This window comes from Pseudoxanthomonas sp. GW2 (genome assembly GCF_000283075.1).
Classification (GTDB): domain Bacteria; phylum Pseudomonadota; class Gammaproteobacteria; order Xanthomonadales; family Xanthomonadaceae; genus Pseudoxanthomonas.
Genome location: NZ_ALIP01000094.1, coordinates 12,888 through 28,764, shown reverse-complemented (window position 1 = coordinate 28,764; position 15,877 = coordinate 12,888). Strand labels below are relative to the sequence as shown.

18 protein-coding genes are annotated in these 15,877 nt (G+C 72.1%); 10 read left to right on the top strand and 8 right to left on the bottom strand.

Annotation, left to right across the window (positions count from 1 at the left end; translation table 11 throughout):
• Positions 1 to 16 precede the first annotated feature (16 nt).
• Positions 17 to 568, top strand: coding sequence for a gamma carbonic anhydrase family protein (locus tag B351_RS0107005; protein WP_019398335.1), 552 nt, complete (start codon positions 17 to 19; stop codon positions 566 to 568).
• Here the strand turns inward: B351_RS0107005 and B351_RS16380 are convergent.
• Positions 541 to 846 (bottom strand): hypothetical protein, encoded by a 306-nt coding sequence (locus B351_RS16380; RefSeq protein ID WP_019398334.1) that lies wholly within the window; start codon positions 844 to 846, stop codon positions 541 to 543. The two genes, B351_RS0107005 and B351_RS16380, sit on opposite strands and share 28 nt — an antisense overlap.
• Before the next feature lie 171 nt (positions 847 to 1,017).
• On the opposite strand from B351_RS16380, the gene B351_RS0106995 reads away from it, so the two are divergent.
• Complete coding sequence (locus B351_RS0106995; RefSeq protein WP_019398333.1) at positions 1,018 to 1,257, top strand: hypothetical protein; 240 nt, start codon at positions 1,018 to 1,020, stop codon at positions 1,255 to 1,257.
• A gap of 21 nt (positions 1,258 to 1,278) precedes the next feature.
• Here the strand turns inward: B351_RS0106995 and B351_RS0106990 are convergent, their stop codons facing one another.
• On the bottom strand, positions 1,279 to 1,632 hold the full coding sequence (locus B351_RS0106990; RefSeq protein ID WP_232207903.1) for a hypothetical protein: 354 nt from the start codon (positions 1,630 to 1,632) through the stop codon (positions 1,279 to 1,281).
• Positions 1,633 to 1,641: 9 nt separating this feature from the next.
• A complete protein-coding gene (gene aroE / locus B351_RS0106985) occupies positions 1,642 to 2,493 on the bottom strand; it encodes a shikimate dehydrogenase (protein WP_019398331.1) in 852 nt (283 codons plus the stop codon).
• 71 nt (positions 2,494 to 2,564) lie between these two features.
• On the opposite strand from aroE, the gene B351_RS16375 reads away from it, so the two are divergent.
• On the top strand, positions 2,565 to 3,446 hold the full coding sequence (locus tag B351_RS16375; protein ID WP_039731147.1) for a PD40 domain-containing protein: 882 nt from the start codon (positions 2,565 to 2,567) through the stop codon (positions 3,444 to 3,446).
• Positions 3,447 to 3,475: 29 nt separating this feature from the next.
• Here the strand turns inward: B351_RS16375 and hemB are convergent, their stop codons facing one another.
• Positions 3,476 to 4,465 (bottom strand): porphobilinogen synthase, encoded by a 990-nt coding sequence (gene hemB / locus B351_RS0106975; protein ID WP_019398329.1) that lies wholly within the window; start codon positions 4,463 to 4,465, stop codon positions 3,476 to 3,478.
• A gap of 148 nt (positions 4,466 to 4,613) precedes the next feature.
• Here hemB and B351_RS0106970 point away from each other — a divergent pair, with 148 nt between their 5' ends.
• Positions 4,614 to 5,099: a hypothetical protein gene (locus B351_RS0106970; protein ID WP_019398328.1), complete on the top strand. Its 486-nt coding sequence runs from the start codon at positions 4,614 to 4,616 to the stop codon at positions 5,097 to 5,099.
• Between the two features lie 97 nt (positions 5,100 to 5,196).
• On the opposite strand, the gene B351_RS0106965 is transcribed toward B351_RS0106970, so the two are convergent.
• The gene (locus B351_RS0106965; protein ID WP_026010458.1) at positions 5,197 to 7,419 is read right to left on the bottom strand and encodes a S9 family peptidase; all 2,223 of its coding nucleotides are present in this window, start codon (positions 7,417 to 7,419) and stop codon (positions 5,197 to 5,199) included.
• 312 nt (positions 7,420 to 7,731) lie between these two features.
• Between B351_RS0106965 and B351_RS0106960 the strand changes: the two genes are divergently transcribed.
• Together B351_RS0106960 and B351_RS0106955 are read left to right on the top strand one after the other, a co-directional pair.
• Positions 7,732 to 8,103, top strand: coding sequence for a hypothetical protein (locus B351_RS0106960; RefSeq protein WP_198006207.1), 372 nt, complete (start codon positions 7,732 to 7,734; stop codon positions 8,101 to 8,103).
• A 325-nt stretch (positions 8,104 to 8,428) separates the two neighbouring features.
• Complete coding sequence (locus tag B351_RS0106955; protein WP_019398325.1) at positions 8,429 to 8,875, top strand: zinc ribbon domain-containing protein; 447 nt, start codon at positions 8,429 to 8,431, stop codon at positions 8,873 to 8,875.
• A 58-nt stretch (positions 8,876 to 8,933) separates the two neighbouring features.
• Here the strand turns inward: B351_RS0106955 and B351_RS0106950 are convergent, their stop codons facing one another.
• Positions 8,934 to 9,620, bottom strand: coding sequence for a glutathione binding-like protein (locus B351_RS0106950; RefSeq protein WP_019398324.1), 687 nt, complete (start codon positions 9,618 to 9,620; stop codon positions 8,934 to 8,936).
• A gap of 195 nt (positions 9,621 to 9,815) precedes the next feature.
• On the opposite strand from B351_RS0106950, the gene B351_RS0106945 reads away from it, so the two are divergent.
• From B351_RS0106945 to B351_RS0106935, 3 genes are all read left to right on the top strand, one after another.
• Positions 9,816 to 10,436, top strand: coding sequence for a TIGR00645 family protein (locus B351_RS0106945; protein WP_019398323.1), 621 nt, complete (start codon positions 9,816 to 9,818; stop codon positions 10,434 to 10,436).
• Positions 10,437 to 10,639: 203 nt separating this feature from the next.
• A complete protein-coding gene (gene uvrD / locus B351_RS0106940) occupies positions 10,640 to 12,820 on the top strand; it encodes a DNA helicase II (protein ID WP_019398322.1) in 2,181 nt (726 codons plus the stop codon).
• A gap of 88 nt (positions 12,821 to 12,908) precedes the next feature.
• Positions 12,909 to 13,355 (top strand): universal stress protein, encoded by a 447-nt coding sequence (locus B351_RS0106935; protein WP_019398321.1) that lies wholly within the window; start codon positions 12,909 to 12,911, stop codon positions 13,353 to 13,355.
• Positions 13,356 to 13,368: 13 nt separating this feature from the next.
• Here B351_RS0106935 and B351_RS0106930 read toward each other — a convergent pair whose 3' ends face one another.
• Both B351_RS0106930 and B351_RS0106925 read right to left on the bottom strand, forming a co-directional pair.
• Entirely contained in the window at positions 13,369 to 13,944 is a 576-nt protein-coding gene (locus B351_RS0106930; RefSeq protein WP_026010457.1) for a manganese efflux pump MntP family protein, read from the bottom strand.
• 195 nt (positions 13,945 to 14,139) lie between these two features.
• Complete coding sequence (locus B351_RS0106925) at positions 14,140 to 14,754, bottom strand: DNA-3-methyladenine glycosylase (protein ID WP_019398319.1); 615 nt, start codon at positions 14,752 to 14,754, stop codon at positions 14,140 to 14,142.
• 168 nt (positions 14,755 to 14,922) lie between these two features.
• On the opposite strand from B351_RS0106925, the gene B351_RS0106920 reads away from it, so the two are divergent.
• Positions 14,923 to 15,870, top strand: coding sequence for an aldo/keto reductase (locus B351_RS0106920; protein ID WP_039731146.1), 948 nt, complete (start codon positions 14,923 to 14,925; stop codon positions 15,868 to 15,870).
• Positions 15,871 to 15,877: the final 7 nt, after the last annotated feature.

The window sequence follows — 15,877 nt, the reverse complement described above, 5'->3', positions numbered from 1 at the left end:
CGCCTACAATGCGCCCATGCAAACGCCCAACCTGCGCCCCTACCTCGAACGCTCGCCCGTGCTCGGCCAGCGCGTGTACCTGGACCCGGCCGCCGTCGTGATCGGCGACGTGGAGCTGGGCGACGAGGTCTCGGTGTGGCCGGGCTGCGTGCTGCGCGGCGACGTCAACCACATCCGCATCGGCGCGCGCAGCAACATCCAGGACGGCACCATCATCCACACCAGCCACCACAGCCCGTACAACAAGGGCGGCTACCCGACCCTGGTCGGCGAGGACGTGACCGTCGGCCACGGTGCGATCCTGCACGCCTGCACCATCGCCGACCTGTGCCTGGTCGGCATGGGCGCCCGCGTGCTCGACGGTGCCCGGGTGGAGAAGTACGGCTTCGTCGGCGCGGGCGCGGTGGTCGGTCCGGGCAAGGTGGTGGGCGAGGCCGAGCTGTGGCTGGGCAATCCGGCGCGCTTCGTGCGCAAGCTGGGCGAGCGCGAGATCGAGAGCCTGCACTACTCGGCCGCGCACTACGTGCGCCTGAAGGACGCCTACCTGGGGATGGCGCCGGCCGGCTGATCCGGCGTGGTGGCCGCCTCCAGCGCGGCCAGGATCGCCAGCGCCTCGGCGCGGCTGGCGCCGCACATCTCCGGGCCCGGGCGCAGCGAGGCGCACACGGCCGGCCGTTCCGGACGGCCGAACAGGCGGCAGCGCAGGGCCGCGTCCAGTTGCGGGCAGGGCATGCCCGCCGGCTTGCCGTGCGGCAGGCCGGGGATCGCCGAGGAGATCGACGGGGCGGTGCAGCAGGCGGCGCAACCGCTGCGGCACGCGAAGGCGGGGGCTGCCGGCGGATGCATGCGCCCAGTGTAGGCCCTGGTGGCGCCCGTCTGGGGCGGAGCCCCGCCGCATTTGACCGCCAGGCGGCGCTCCACCTTTGCAGGCTGGGGTTCGTGGTCGCGTGACCTTCTTCACTGGCTGGCAGGAATGGGTCGGCGAGGATGGACCGGTCCTTCGAGAGGAATTGCGCAATGAGCAACGGACCCGGCTCCGCGGGCAACGTGATTGCCGCCATCTGCAGCCTCGTCGTGCCCGGCCTGGGCCAGCTGGTGCAGGGGCGGGTGCTTTCGGCCGTGCTGTGGTTCCTCGCCGCCTGCGTCGCCGGCGGCCTGACCTGGCTGCTGACCCTGTCGCTGTTCCCGTTCGGCTGGTTCGTGGTCAGCGTGCTGTCGTGCATCAGCGCCGCGGTGTATCGCCGGCAGGGTGCCTGAGCCGGGCTTTGCGCGGCCCGCTCAGGCCGCGCGTGGCCCTGCCGCGCTGATCGCGCGCAGCGCGCCCCAGCCCAGCAGGGCCAGGCCCACCGCGGACGCCAGCGCAAACAGCATCACCGCCGCGCTGTACAGCGCCAGCCAGGTGCCCAGGGATTCGCCGCCGCCGGCCATGCCGCGGGCCAGCACCCAGCCCTGGCCGAGGCTGGCCAGCAGGCGCAGCAGGGACGCGAGCAGGACCACCAGGGCGCCGGCCACGGCCAGCCTGCGGCCGGGGGCGCCGGTGCGGGTACGGATGCGCAGAAGGGCCAGCACCAGGCTGGCGGCCAGCAGTTCCGGCAGCTGGTAGGCCAGCATGGTCAGCAACTGGGTCGGCATCTGCTGGCCTCAGTCCGCGGTGACCAGGCGCGCGTGTTGCGCGCGCAGTTCCTCGTACACCGGCTGGGTGTCCGGGCGCACGCCGTGCCAGGCCTCGAAGGCCTCGGCCGCCTGTTCGACCAGCATGCCCAGGCCGTCGACCACGCGCAGGCAGCCGGCGGCGCGCGCCCAGGCCAGGAACGGGATCGCCGCCTCGCCGTAGTTGATGTCCACCGCCACGGTGCGGCTGTTGACCAGGGTGATCGGGGCGTTGAACGCGCCGGCGCCGGTGCCGCGCGCGGCCGAGGTGGCGTTGACGATCAGCTCGAAGTCGCCCTGGTTGGCAAGGTCGTCCCAGTAGCGCGAATAGGCGCGGCCGGGCTGGCCCAGCGCGTCGACCAGGGTGTCGGCGCGCGCGGCGGTGCGGTTGACCACCGCCAGTTCCAGCACGCCGGCCTCCAGCAGCGCGCCGGCCACGCCGCGCGCGGCGCCGCCGGCGCCCAGCAGCAGGGTGCGGCGGCCGCGCAGGTCCAGGCCGTGGCGGCCGGTGAGGTCGCGCACCAGGCCGGCGCCGTCGGTGTTGTCGCCATGCCACTGGCCGTCGCGCCAGGTCAGGGTGTTGACCGCCTGCGCGGCGCGCGCGCGCGGGGTGAGGCTGGCGCACAGCGCGTGCGCCTGTTCCTTCAGCGGCATGGTGACGTTGCCGCCGCGGCCACCGCCGGCGGCGAACGCCGCGAGGATGTCGGCGAACGCTTCCGGCGGGGCATCGATGGCCGTGTACTGCAGGGCGATGCCGGTCTGCCGGGCGAAGGCTGCATGGATCCGCGGCGACAGCGAATGGGCGATGGGGTGGCCAAACACGGCATAGCGGACTTCGGGCATGGCGTCCTCGACGTTGCGGTGGTGGGGCCAATGGCGGCTAGACTGCCCGGCCCGGGACTACGGACCGAGCCATGCGAAGCCACCTGCGGACGGCCCTTTGCCTGAGTCTACTCCTGCCGGCCAGTGCGTCCGGCCTGGCCGAGTTTGGCATCGAGGGCCTGTGGACCGTGTCCACGCGCGACGATGAGCTGCGCGGCAGCGTTTCCCCGGACGGGCAGTGGCTGGCCTGGGCCAGCGACCGTGCCGGTGGCGCCGGCGGCATGGACCTGTGGATCGCCCGCCGCGACGGCATCCGCTGGGTCGATCCGCAGCCGCTGCCGTTCAACACCCCCGGCACCGAGACCGAGCCGGCGTTCTCGCCGGACGGACGCTGGCTGTACTTCGCCTCCGAACGCGAGGATGGCCGCGGCGGCCTGGACCTGTACCGGGTGGCATTCGACGGCCAGCGCTGGGGCACGCCGGAGCCGCTGGTCGCGCTCAACACGCCGGGCAACGAGCATTCGCCCACGCCCTCCGCGGACCGCCTGCTGTTCGCCAGCGATGGCCACCCCGGTGCCGGAGGGCTGGACCTGTACGCCGCGCGGATCCTTCCCGATGGCAGTTTCGTCCTGGCCGGCGCCCTGCCGGGCGTCAACACCCGGATCGACGAACTGGACGTGCTGGAGCTGGACGGCGGCCGCGCGCTGCTGTTCGCGCGGCGCGATCCGGCCAGTGGCCGCTCGCGCCTCCACCTGGCGGCCTGCCAGGGCGTGGCTTATGCCGCGCAGGGTCCATGGGGGCTGTCCTTCAACACCGAGGACCGCGACACGCGGGCGCCGGTGGTCGATCTTTCGCGCCCGGCCGACCTGCTGGTCACCGGCTCGGCGCCGGCGCCGAAGGCCGGCAAGGGTGATCTGTACCGGGTCGCCGTGCCGACCCTGCGCGGGGCCGACGGCTGCATGCCCGGCGCCTGAGCGCCGGGCCGCCCGCAGGCCGGCGTGGCTCAGTCCTCGCGCAGCCAGCGCGCCACGTCCAGCGCGTAGTAGGTCAGTACGCCGTCGGCGCCGGCGCGCTTGAACGCCAGCATCGCCTCCATCGCGCAGGCCTTCTCGTCCAGCCAGCCGTTGGCCGCGGCCGCCTTGAGCATCGCGTACTCGCCGCTGACCTGGTAGGCGAAGGTCGGCACGCCGAAGGCGTCCTTCACCCGGCGGATCACGTCCAGGTAGGGCAGGCCAGGCTTGACCATGACCATGTCCGCGCCCTCGGCGATGTCCAGCTCCACCTCGCGCAGGGCCTCGTCCGAATTGGCCGGGTCCATCTGGTAGGTGAACTTGTTGCCCTTGCCGAGGTTGCCGGCGCTGCCGACCGCGCTGCGGAACGGGCCGTAGAACGCGCTGGCGTACTTGGCCGCGTAGGACATGATCCGGGTGTTGATGAAACCGGCGTTCTCCAGCGCCTCGCGGATGGCGCCGATGCGGCCGTCCATCATGTCCGAGGGCGAGAGGATGTCGACGCCGGCCTCGGCGTGCACCAGCGACTGCCTGACCAGCGCTTCGATGGTCTCGTCGTTGAGGATGTAGCCGGACTCGTCGATCAGCCCGTCCTGGCCATGGGTGGTGTACGGGTCCAGCGCCTGGTCGCTCATCACGCCCAGCTCGGGGAAGCGCGACTTCAGGGCGCGGATGGCGCGCGGGACGATGCCGTCCGGATCCCAGGCGATGCGGCCGTCGGCGGTCTTGGCTGCCGGATCGGGCACGCCGAACAGGTCCAGCACCGGCACGCCCAGCTCCAGCGCCTGCTCGGCCACGCGCAGCAGCTCGTCGATCGACAGCCGCTCCACGCCCGGCATCGAGGGCACCGGTGCGCGGCCCTTCTCCTCGTGGACGAAGACCGGGTAGATCAGGTCGTTGGTGGTCAGCACGTTCTCGCGCATCAGGCGGCGGGAGAACTCGTCGCGCCGCATCCGGCGCGGGCGGATCAGGGGATAGGACATGGATGGCTCCTTGCAGGCCTGGAATGATACGCCCCGGGCCGGCGCCGCTTCCCCGGACCGATTGTCCCGCCCGCCGGGCGGTTCGCGGCCGATTCACCCGGCCGGGGGGAACATCCGGCCACCACCATCGGACCCAGGGGGAACCGCCATGCGCCACATGAAGCCACTTATCGCCGCGTCCCTGGCCGGCCTGCTGCTGGCCGGCTGCGCCGGCACATCCAAGGTCATGCTGGGCCAGGCGCGGCCGCCGATCGACCCGTCCCAGGTGCAGATCTACTCGGTGCCGCCGCCGGGCTCGCAGGACATCGCCCAGCTGGAAGCCTCCAGCGCGGTCGGCTTCGGCACCCAGGGCCAGACCGACGCTGCGGTGGCGCGGCTCAAGCGCGAGGCCGCGGCGCTGGGCGCCAACGGCGTGGTGCTGGTGGGCGTGGGTTCGTCCGGATCGCCGGTGGGCATGTCGGTGGGCGCCGGCAGCTTCGGGCGCCACACCGCCGGCGGCCTCAGCGTGGGCATCCCGACCACGCAGAAGAAGGCGGCCGGCGTCGCCATCTGGGTGCCGCCGGGGGCGGTGGCGCCGCAGCCGGAACCGGGCAGCCGGCCAGGGGCCTCCGTGCCGGTGGAGCCGGGCAACTGAAAGCAGGAACGCCGGCCCTGGGCCGGCGTTCCTGTCCTGGGGGCCGCTGCGGCTGTGGCCCGGACGAGCGAAGCGCGTCCGGGAACAAAGCCGCGCCTCAGCGCCCGGGCTTGAGGCAGCGCCCGAAGAAGTCCTCGGCCAGGCGGTAGCGGTGCAGCGCGTCGGCGCCGGACAGGCCGTGGCGGGCACCGGGGTAGGCCATCATCTCGAACGGCTGGCCGCGCTTCTGCAGCGCCGACATCACCGCGGTGGCGTTGGTGAACAGCACGTTGTCGTCGGCCATGCCGTGCAGCAGCAGCAGCTTCGGCGCCTTGGGGCCGACCAGGCCGTCGATGTGCTCCAGCACGCGCGCGGCGCGGTAGCCGTCCGGGTTGGAGGCCGGCAGGCCCATGTAGCGCTCGGTGTAGTGGGTGTCGTACAGGCCCCAGTCGCTGACCGGGGCGCCGGCGATGCCGCAGGCGTAGGCATCGGTGCGCGCCAGCAGCATCAGGGTCATGTAGCCGCCATTGGACCAGCCGTGCACGCCGATGCGCGCCGCATCCACCCACGGCTGCGACTTCAGCCACTCGATGCCGCGCAGCTGGTCGTCCACCTCCACCGTGCCCTGGCGGCGGTACAGCGCGCCGCCGAAGTCGCGGCCGCGGCGCGGGGTGCCGCGGTTGTCCAGCGAGAACACCACGTAGCCGTTCTGCGCCAGGTACTGGTTGAACATGCCGTCGCCGCGGCCGGCCCAACTGCGGGTCACGGTCTGGGTGGCCGGGCCACCGTAGACGTAGACCACCACCGGGTATTTCTTCCCGGGGTCGAAGCCGGCCGGGCGGATCAGGCTGTAGTGCAGCTCGGTGCGGCCGTCGGCCGCGGCCAGGGTGCCGAACTCCACCGGCAGCTGCGCCTGGCGGTAACGCGCGAACGGATGCGCCGGATCGGCCGGGTCGTTGCGCAGCAGGGTGGCCAGGCGGGTGCCGTCGTTGCGGTACAGCTCGGTCTGCGGCAGGGTGGATTCGTTGGACCAGGAGTCCACGTACACGCTGGCGTTGCGCGCGAAGCTGGCGCCGTGCGTGCCCGGCTCCTTCGACAGCTTCTCCACCGCGCCGCCGGCCAGCGGCACGCGGTAGACGTGCTTCTCCAGCGGCGAATCCAGGGTGCCGGAGAACCAGGCGTAGCCGGCCTCGGCGTCCACCGCCAGCAGCTCGTCCACCACCCATTCGCCGGAGGTCAGCGCGGTCAGCTGGCTACCGTCCTCGCTGGCGATGTACAGGTGCTGGTAGCCGCTGCGCTCGGAGGCCCACAGGAAGCGGCCGTCGGGCAGGAAGCGCAGGGCGTTGTGCAGCGGCACCCAGGTCGGCGAGGTCTCGGTCACCAGCACGCGCTGCCGGCCGCTGGCCAGGTCGGCCTCGACCAGCTCCAGCCGCTGCTGGTCGCGCGACTGGCGCTGGAAGGTCAGGCGCTGCGGGTCGCGCCAGTCCACGCGCGGCAGGTAGATGTCCTGTTCCTTGCCCAGGTCGATCCAGCGCGGCCTGGCGCCGGCGCGCGGGGCGATGGTGGCCAGCTGCACGCGCACGTTGGGATCGCCGGCGGCGGGGTAGCGCTGGTCCACCACCACGGTGCGGTCGGCGTGCACCTCGTGGCGCTGGCGCAGCGGCACGGGCGATTCGTCGATGCGGATGAAGGCGATGGCGCTGTCGTCCGGCGCCCACCAGTAGCCGGTGTGGCGGCCCATCTCCTCGTCGGCCACGAACTCGGCCACGCCGTTGGCGATGGTGTCGCTGGCGTCGTGGGTCAGGCGGATCTCGCGGCCGCTTTGCAGGTCGATCACCCACAGGTCGCGGTCGCGCACGAAGCTGGCGTAGCCGCCGCGCGGCGACAGCTTCGGGTCGGTGGCGAAGCCCTCGCCCGAGGTCAGCTTGCGCACCGCCTCGCGGCCTTCGCGGGCCAGGTCGTACAGGTACAGCTCGCCGCCCAGCGGGAACAGCAGGGCCTTGCCGTCCGGCGACCACTGGTAGTCGACGATGCCCGAGAGCGAGGCGATGCGCTGGCGTTCGCGCCGCGCCTTTTCCGCCTCGCTGAGCACTTCCTCGCCCGGCAGCACCACGCTGGAGTCCACCAGCATGCGGGTCTGGCCGCTGGCCACGTCGTATTCCCACAGGTCCAGGCGGTTGCGGTCGTTCTCCTTGCCACGCAGGAAGGTCACCCGCGCGCCGTCGGGCGAAACCTTCGGCTTCATCAGCGTCGGGCCGGACAGCGGCGCGCTGCCGGTGATCGCCTCGAGGGTGAGCTTTTCTCCCGCCGGCGCGGCGGTGGCAGGGGCGGGTTGCGTCATGGCGAAGGCAAGCAGCAACGGCGAGACGAGGGCCGGGAAGAAGGCAAGGCGCATGCAGGCATCCGGTAAGGCGACATCCGGGCATTGTAGACGGCGTGCGCCGGACCGCGCCGCGCGTGGCGCGCCGCCGCTACCGGGGCCGCAAGGCGCATCGCGGCGGTGCTGCGCGCACGCCAGGATTGACAGCCGTGGCGTGTCCCAGCAGAGTCCCGCCGCGGGCTTGCATGGACGCGCCCGGGCAGCGCCGCAGGACTGCGGCGGCGAGCCCCGGCCGGCCTGTGGCCCTTCCGGTCCGGCCTGTTGGGGGATGCATTGAAGGTTTCGCGATTGCTGGCGGCGGCGTCCATGCTCGCCGCGATGACCGTGGTCGATGGCGCATGCGCGCTGACGGTCGCCGACTACGAGGCGCAGCGGGATTCGGCCGATGCGGAAGTGCGCATCGCCCAGGGCATCTACCTGCTGGGACTGGGCAACGGCTTCACCTATGCCAATGCCGCCCTGGCCACCGGCGGCCAGCGTCCGCTGTACTGCGCGCCGCCGAAGCTGGCGCTGAACGAGGACAACTACCGGCGGATCATCGACGAGGCCCTGCGCAAGGCCCGCGAGGACGGCCGGGTGCGCGACGAGGAGCCGGTCGAGTTGTTCCTGCTGATCGGCCTGTCCCGCACCTTCCCCTGCGCCTAGGCGCGAGGAACGCGGATCGCGGCGCCACGGCATTACCCCGTCTGCCGCGGCGGGCGTGGCCCGGGCCGGGTGCGGGAGGCGTTCCGGCCGGGCATGTCCTGGTCCAACACCGCCCCGGGTGTGGGCGCTGGTGGCGGGCGCGGGCACGAGGTTCTTCCATTGCCCGCGCAAGTGCCTGCCGTCGCTGCGTACGGGCTGGTTGCCGCCCGGAACGGCTTCCGGCGGCGCCCGCCGCACCCGATAATCCGTCGCCCGACACGGGTCGGAAGTCCGCGCCATCCCCGCGGATGGCGCTTCTCGCATGCGTCTTGAGCAAGGAACGTTTGTGGCGAAAGTCAGGGGGAATCCGCTAGTCAACTGCCCGCATTGCCAGCAGGCCATCGGCGATGAGCACCATCGCATCTGGTGCACCGCCTGCGGCAACAACCTGCCGCGCGAGGTCCTGGAACAGATCCCGGGCCTGCGCGCCGAACTGCAGCGGCTGGACCAGGAGGCGGCGGCGCGCGCGGCCGCGGCCGCCAGCGAGGTGCCGGACAGCGAGGGCCGGAACGCCAAGTTCCTGGGCCGGGCGCTGGGCTGGGTCACCGTGGTCGGCGCGGTGGTGTGCGTGGTCGGGTCCGGCTTCGATCCGTTCTGGATGCTGCTGGCCCTTGGCGGCACCCTCAACGGCCTGTTCTTCGGCTACCTGCTGTCCAAGGTCGGCAGCATCCTGCTGCACCTGGAGCGGCAGCAGGCGGCCGCCGCACCGGCCGCGCCGGCCGGCGAGGGCTGAGCCGCCGGCCGCGGCGCCGCGTTGCACGGGCGGCCACGCCGGGTGGCCGCCCGCTGCCTCAGCGGCCGAACAGGTGCTTGCGCTCTTCCTCGGTCAGCGGCTTGCCGGCGTTCGGGTTGACCTGCCGGGTCAGGGCGTAGGCACGCTGGGTGGCCGGGCGCGCGGCGATGCTGGCGTGCCAGCGGCGTACTTCCGGATACGGCTCCAGGTCCAGCGGTGCCTTCGTGTACGGGTTGATCCACGGATAGGCGGCCATGTCGGCGATGGTGTAGTCATCGCCGGCGATGAAGGCGCGGCCCTGCAGGCGCCTGTCGAGCACGCCCAGCAGGCGCTGCACCTCGCGGGTGTAGCGGTCGATCGCGTACTCGATCCGCTCAGGCGCGTACACGGTGAAGTGCCCGTACTGGCCGGTCATCGGGCCCTGGCCGGCGATCTGCCAGGCCAGCCACTGGTCCACCTCGACGCGGCCGCGCAGGCCTTCGCCGCCGAAGCGCCCGGTCTTGTCGGCCAGGTAGCGCAGGATCGCGCCGGACTCGAACACGGTGACCGGCTCGCCCAGGTCGTTGGGCTCGCGGTCGATGATCGCCGGCATCTTGTTGTTGGGCGAGAACGCCAGGAACTCCGGCCTGAACTGGTCGCCCTTGCCGATGTCCACCGGCTTGATGGTGTAGGGCAGGCCGGATTCCTCCAGGAACAGGGTGATCTTGTGGCCGTTGGGGGTGGGCCAGTAGTACAGCTCGATCATGCGCTTGCCTCCGCTTCGGAACGGCGAGTGTAGGGCCGCGGAGGGCATGGCCCCGTGGGCGCCGGTGGTCCGCTGCGTTGCAGCCGGGGCCCGCCGCCGGGACCGCCCCGCCGCCCGCCGGTCCGCCGGCCGCTTGGCAGCCGGGCCGGCGCGCCGCTAACCTGCGCCGTCTTTTCCGCAGTGCAGCACCCACCCATGTCGCAGCCCACGCCCCGCCGCCCGCTCAGTCCGCTGTCCTCGCTGATCTTCGCCTCGCGCTGGTTGCAGCTGCCCCTGTACCTGGGCCTGATCCTGGCGCAGTGCGTCTACGTGTTCCTGTTCGCCAAGGAGCTGTGGCACCTGGTCCACGACGCGCCGAGCATGGGCGAGCAGCAGATCATGCTGATCGTGCTGGGCCTGATCGACGTGGTGATGATCTCCAACCTGCTGGTGATGGTGATCGTCGGCGGCTACGAGACCTTCGTCTCGCGCCTGGGCCTGGAAGGCCATCCGGACCAGCCGGAGTGGCTGAGCCACGTCAACGCCTCGGTGCTCAAGGTGAAGCTGGCGATGGCGATCATCGGCATCTCCTCGATCCACCTGCTGAAGACCTTCATCGCCGCCGGCACCCTCAACGGCCTGCCGTTCTGCCCGCCGGAGCTGGTCGCCACCGCCGCCTCCAATGTCGGCGCCGCCCGCTGCAACGCGCTGACCACCGATGGCGTGCTGTGGCAGACCATCATCCACATCGTGTTCATCCTGTCGGCCATCGGCATCGCCTGGACCGACAAGCTGATGACCCACAACAGCCACAAGCGCGAGCACGGCAGCCACTGAGCCGTCGCGCCGCCCGCCGCGACCGCGCGGGACAGGAATGCCGGAGGGCCGCCGCAGGGCGGCCCTTCGTCGTTCATGTATCCGCGGAATCCGGCGCGGACGCACGCCGGGGCTGCCTCCGCTTCCCCTGCGGCAGGGCCCGGCGCATGAATCGCAGGCACGCGTCTCACGGCCTGCGCCCCCCGAACCCGTAAAATGCGCCCATGGATGTCTCCCACCTTCTCGACGGCCTCAACAGCGCCCAGCGCGAGGCCGTCTCGGCCCCGCCCGGCCATTACCTCGTGCTGGCCGGCGCCGGCTCCGGCAAGACCCGCGTCCTCACCCACCGCATCGCCTGGCTCAACGAGGTCCACGGCGTGCCGGCGCACGGGATCCTCGCGGTCACCTTCACCAACAAGGCCGCCGGCGAGATGCGTTCCCGCGCCGACATGCAGCTGCGCAGCGGCAGCCGCGGCATGTGGATCGGCACCTTCCACGGCATCGCCCACCGCCTGCTGCGCCTGCACTGGAACGAGGCCAGGCTGCCGGAGTCGTTCCAGGTGCTGGACAGCGACGACCAGCAGCGCCTGGTCAAGCGCGTGGTGCAGCAGCTGGAGCTGGACGAGGGCCGCTTCCCGCCGCGCCAGATCGCCTGGTGGATCAACGCGCAGAAGGACGAGGGCCGCCGCCCGCAGCACATCCAGGCGGTCAACGACCCGTGGACCGAGTCCATGCGCCGCGCCTACGAGCTGTACCAGGAGCGCTGCGACCGCGCCGGCCTGGTCGACTTCGCCGAGCTGCTGCTGCGCGCGCACGAGCTGCTGCGCGACAACCCGGCCCTGCTGGGCCACTACCGCGCCCGCTTCCGCGAGCTGCTGATCGACGAGTTCCAGGACACCAACGCCATCCAGTACGCCTTCGTGCGCGTGCTGGCCGGCGACAGCGGCCGCGTATTCGTGGTCGGCGACGACGACCAGGCCATCTACGGCTGGCGCGGCGCCAGGGTGGAGAACGTGCAGCAGTTCCTGCGCGATTTCCCCGGCGCGCAGACCATCCGCCTGGAGCAGAACTACCGCTCCACCGCCAACATCCTCAACGCCGCCAACGCGGTGATCGCGCACAACCCCGACCGCATCGGCAAGCAGCTGTGGACCGACAGCGGCGAGGGCGAGCCGGTGGACGTATACGCGGCCTACAACGAGATGGACGAGGCGCGCTTCGTGGTCGAGCGCCTCCGCCAGTGGGTGCGCGACGGCGGCAGCTGGCGCGAGGCGGCGGTGCTGTACCGCTCCAACGCGCAGTCGCGCGCGCTGGAAGAGGTGCTGCTGTCCGAACAGGTGCCGTACCGCGTCTATGGCGGCATGCGCTTCTTCGAGCGCGCCGAGATCAAGGACACGTTGGCCTACCTGCGCCTGGTCGCCAGCCGCGCAGACGACGCCGCGTTCGAGCGCACGGTCAACACCCCGGCGCGCGGCATCGGCGACCGCACCCTGGACGAGATCCGGCGCCGCGCCCGCGAGCGCTCGCAGTCGCTGTGGGATGCGGCCACCGCGCTGGTGGCCGAGAACGCCCTGGCCGCGCGCGCGCGGAATGCCGTCGCCGGCTTCCTTGCCCTGATCGAGGCGCTGGACGCGGAAACCGCCGACCTGGCGCTGAAGGACCGAGTGGACCACGTGCTGGCCCGCTCCGGCCTGCGCCAGCACTGGGCCAGCGAGGCCCGCGGCCAGCTCGACGCCGAGTCGCGCCTGGAGAACCTGGACGAGCTGGTGTCGGTGGCCTCGCGCTTCTCCCGCGCCGAGCTGGACGACGACCAGGAAAGCATGAGCGAGCTGGTCGCCTTCCTGTCCTATGCGGCGCTGGAGGCCGGCGAAGGCCAGGCCCAGGCCGACGAGGACGGGGTGCAGCTGATGACCCTGCATTCGGCCAAGGGCCTGGAATTCCCGCTGGTGTTCCTGGTCGGCGTGGAAGAGGGCGTGTTCCCCAGCAGCAAGTCGCTGGAGGAGCAGGGGCGGCTGGAGGAGGAGCGGCGCCTGGCGTACGTGGGCATCACCCGCGCGCGGCAGAAGCTGGTGCTGACCTATGCCGAGAGCCGCCGCATCCACGGCATGGACATGTACGGCCTGCCCTCGCGCTTCCTGCGCGAGATCCCCGGGCACCTGCTCAACGAGGTGCGCCCGCGGGTGCAGGTGGCGCGGCCGATGGCGGCGCCACCGCGCACCCAGGTGCACCCGGCGATCGAGGCCCCGGCCATCGCCCTGGGCCAGGCGGTGGTGCATCCCAGCTTCGGCCGCGGCGTGGTCACCGATTACGAGGGCAGCGGCGCCCACGCCCGGGTGCAGGTGAACTTCGACGAGGCCGGCAGCAAGTGGCTGGTGCTGGCCTTCGCCAAGCTGCAGCCGGTCTGAGCCGGCGGCCCGGGCGGGGCGGCGGCGTATCTGCCGCCATCACGCCCGCGGGGGTGCAATATGCGCAGTCCCGCGCCTGGAGGCCGCCATGTACCGACGCATCCTGATCGCCACCGACGGTTCCGAGCTGGCCGGCAAGGGCCTGGACCACGGCCTGGACCTGGCCCGCGCGGTGGGCGCGCACGTGGTCGTGGTCACCGTGACCGAGCCGTGGATGCCGGCCTTCGACGACGCTCTTGCGCTGTCGGCCGATCCGGACATGCAGCGCGAATACCGTGAAGGCTGCGAGCGCTCGGCCCAGCGCATCCTCGCCGATGCCGCCGCCCAGGCGGCCGCCGCCGGCGTCGCCTGCACCACGGTGCACGTGCCCGACGGGCATCCGTCGGACGCCATCGTGCATGCGGCCGGGGAGCAGGGCGCCGACCTGGTGGTGATGGCCTCGCACGGTCGTCGCGGCCTGGGCAAGGTGCTGCTGGGCAGCCAGACCGAAGCGGTGGTGGCGCGTTCGAAGGTGCCGGTGCTGGTCGTGCGCTGAGCGTGCGCGGCCGTCAGGCCGCACCGCCGAGGTGCTCGTGCAGGATCGTGGCACCGATGACGATCATCACGATGCCGCCGGCCAGCTCCGCGCGGCGACCGACCAGGGCACCGAACACGCGCCCGAGCAGGATGCCGATGGTGACCATCACCATCGTGCACAGGCCGATAACCAGGGCGACTACCGCGATTGGCGCATCCAGGAAGGCCAGGCTCACGCCCACCGCCATCGCATCGATGCTGGTGCCCAAGGCAAGCAGCGCCATGTTCCAGAAGCCGTGGCGCCGAGCCGGATTTTCTCCGTCCTCGTCGTCGTCCGGGTGGATGCCGTGCCAGATCATGTGCAGGCCCAGCAGGACCAGCAGGGCGAACGCGATCCAGTGGTCCCATGCGGTGATGTAACGCGCCGCGGCGATACCCAGCAGCCAGCCGATCACCGGGGTGATGCCCTCGATCACGCCGAACAGCAGCCCGGTGCGCAGGGCCAGGCCAATGCCGGGGCGCTGCATCGCCGCGCCCTTGCCCACGGCCGCGGCGAAGGCATCGGTGGACATGGCCAGGCCGATCATGAGGATGGAAAGTGGGCGCATCGGGAATACCAGGCTGGACAACGGACACGGCCGGCTGGCGCCCAGCCTCGGACGCGTCAGCCAACCGTTGGTCTCGCCAGTCCTTGCGGTGTCCGCGCCACGGCCATGGGCCGAGTGTGTTGACGCGGACGCCCTGCCATTGCGGCGGGGCAGGCTACTCCCCAAACGAGGACGGACAGGATACCACACAGGCCGTCATCGCCGCCGCGGCGGCACCGAGACGTGCAGGTGCCCGGGCACGTGCCAGCGCCAGGGGAACTCCACCGCGCGGCTGATGCCGATGCGCGGGCCGACCACGGGCGCATCCGGCGGCGGGGTGCCGTCGCAGGCGATCCACAGGCCACGGTCGCCGCCGACCAGGTCGGCGCCGTCGAACGCGCCGGTGATGCCGAAGGCCTGCGACAGCTTGCCCGGGCCGCTGGCCAGGTCACGCTCGCGCCGCGCGCGTGGCCGCGCCTGGCGCATCAGCTCCACGCCCAGCAGTGGTTCGGCCGCGCGCAGCAGCACGCCGTAGCCCTGGCCGACCTCGCCGCACACCGCGTTGCTGCCCCAGTGCATGCCGTAGGTGAAGTACACGTACAGGTGCCCGGCCTCGCCGAACATGGTCGCCGTGCGCGTGGTGGGGCCGCGGAACGAGTGCGCCGCCGGGTCCTCGCTGCCGGCATAGGCCTCGACCTCGACGATGCGCGCGGCGCGGCCGTCGCTGCGCACCAGGATCTTGTTCAGCAGTTCGGGCGCCACCTCGGCCGGATGGCGGCGGTAGAACTCGCGCGGCAGCACCTGCCAGCCGGGGTCGGGGAGTTCGCTCACGGGCTCGGATGGGATCCGGGGAAACGGGCTGCAGCCTAGCGTGCCGGCGCGCGCCCGTGCGTCATTGCCGCCAGGGCATGACCGCCGGCCCCCTGCCAAGCTGCACATGCGAAGGCGGGAAACGGGGTTAGCATCGGCGGACCGCGAGCCGCCAACGGAGTCCGTTCCATGAACACCTCTTCGCGTCGCCGCTTCCTCGCCCAGTCGTTGCTGGCCACCTCCGCCGTCGCCAGCGCCACCCTGCTGGGAACCCCGGGCCGGCTGTGGGCTGCCGGGCAATCCGGTGCTTCCCCGCTGCTGACCCGCCCGGTCCCGTCCACCGGCCAGCAGCTGCCGGTGATTGGCGCCGGCACCTCCGGCAGCTACGACGTGGACTTCGGTACGCCCGAATACCAGGCCCTGGAGGAGGTCGCGCGGATCTTCTTCGAGGGCGGCGGCGCGGTGATCGACACCTCGCCCAACTACGGCCGCTCCGATGCGGTGGTGGGCCGCCTGCTGGCCGACGGCGGCTGGCGCGATCGCTGTTTCCTGGCCACCAAGATCGCCGCCGACAGCCGCGAGGCGGCGCAGGCGCAGTGGGCCGAGTCGCTGCGCCGGCTGCGCACCGACCGCGTGGAACTGTTGCAGGTGCACAACATGCGCGACTGGCGCCGGCAGCTGCCCTACGCGCGCGAGCTCAAGGCCCAGGGCAAGGCGAAGTACGTGGGCATCACCCACTACACCGACGCCGGCCTGGCGGAAATGGAGCAGATCCTGCGCACGGAGGCGCTGGACTTCATCCAGATCCACTACTCGGTCAACTCCACCAACGCGGCGAAGACTGTGCTGCCGTTGGCGCGGGACCGCGGCGTGGCGGTCCTCATCAACCGCGCCTTCGACGACGGCCGACTGTTCGCCCAGGTGCGCGGCAAACCGCTGCCCGGCTGGGCCGCCGAGGTCGGCGTGGGATCCTGGGCGCAGATGTTCCTGAAGTTCGCCATCAGCCATCCGGCGGTGACGGTGGTGATCCCGGCCACCGGCAAGCCGGAGCGCCAGCGCGACCAGCTCGCGGCCGGCACCGGCCCGCTGCTGGACCAGGCGCAGCAGCGCGAGCTGGTGCGGATGTTCTCCGCCTGAGCCGGCG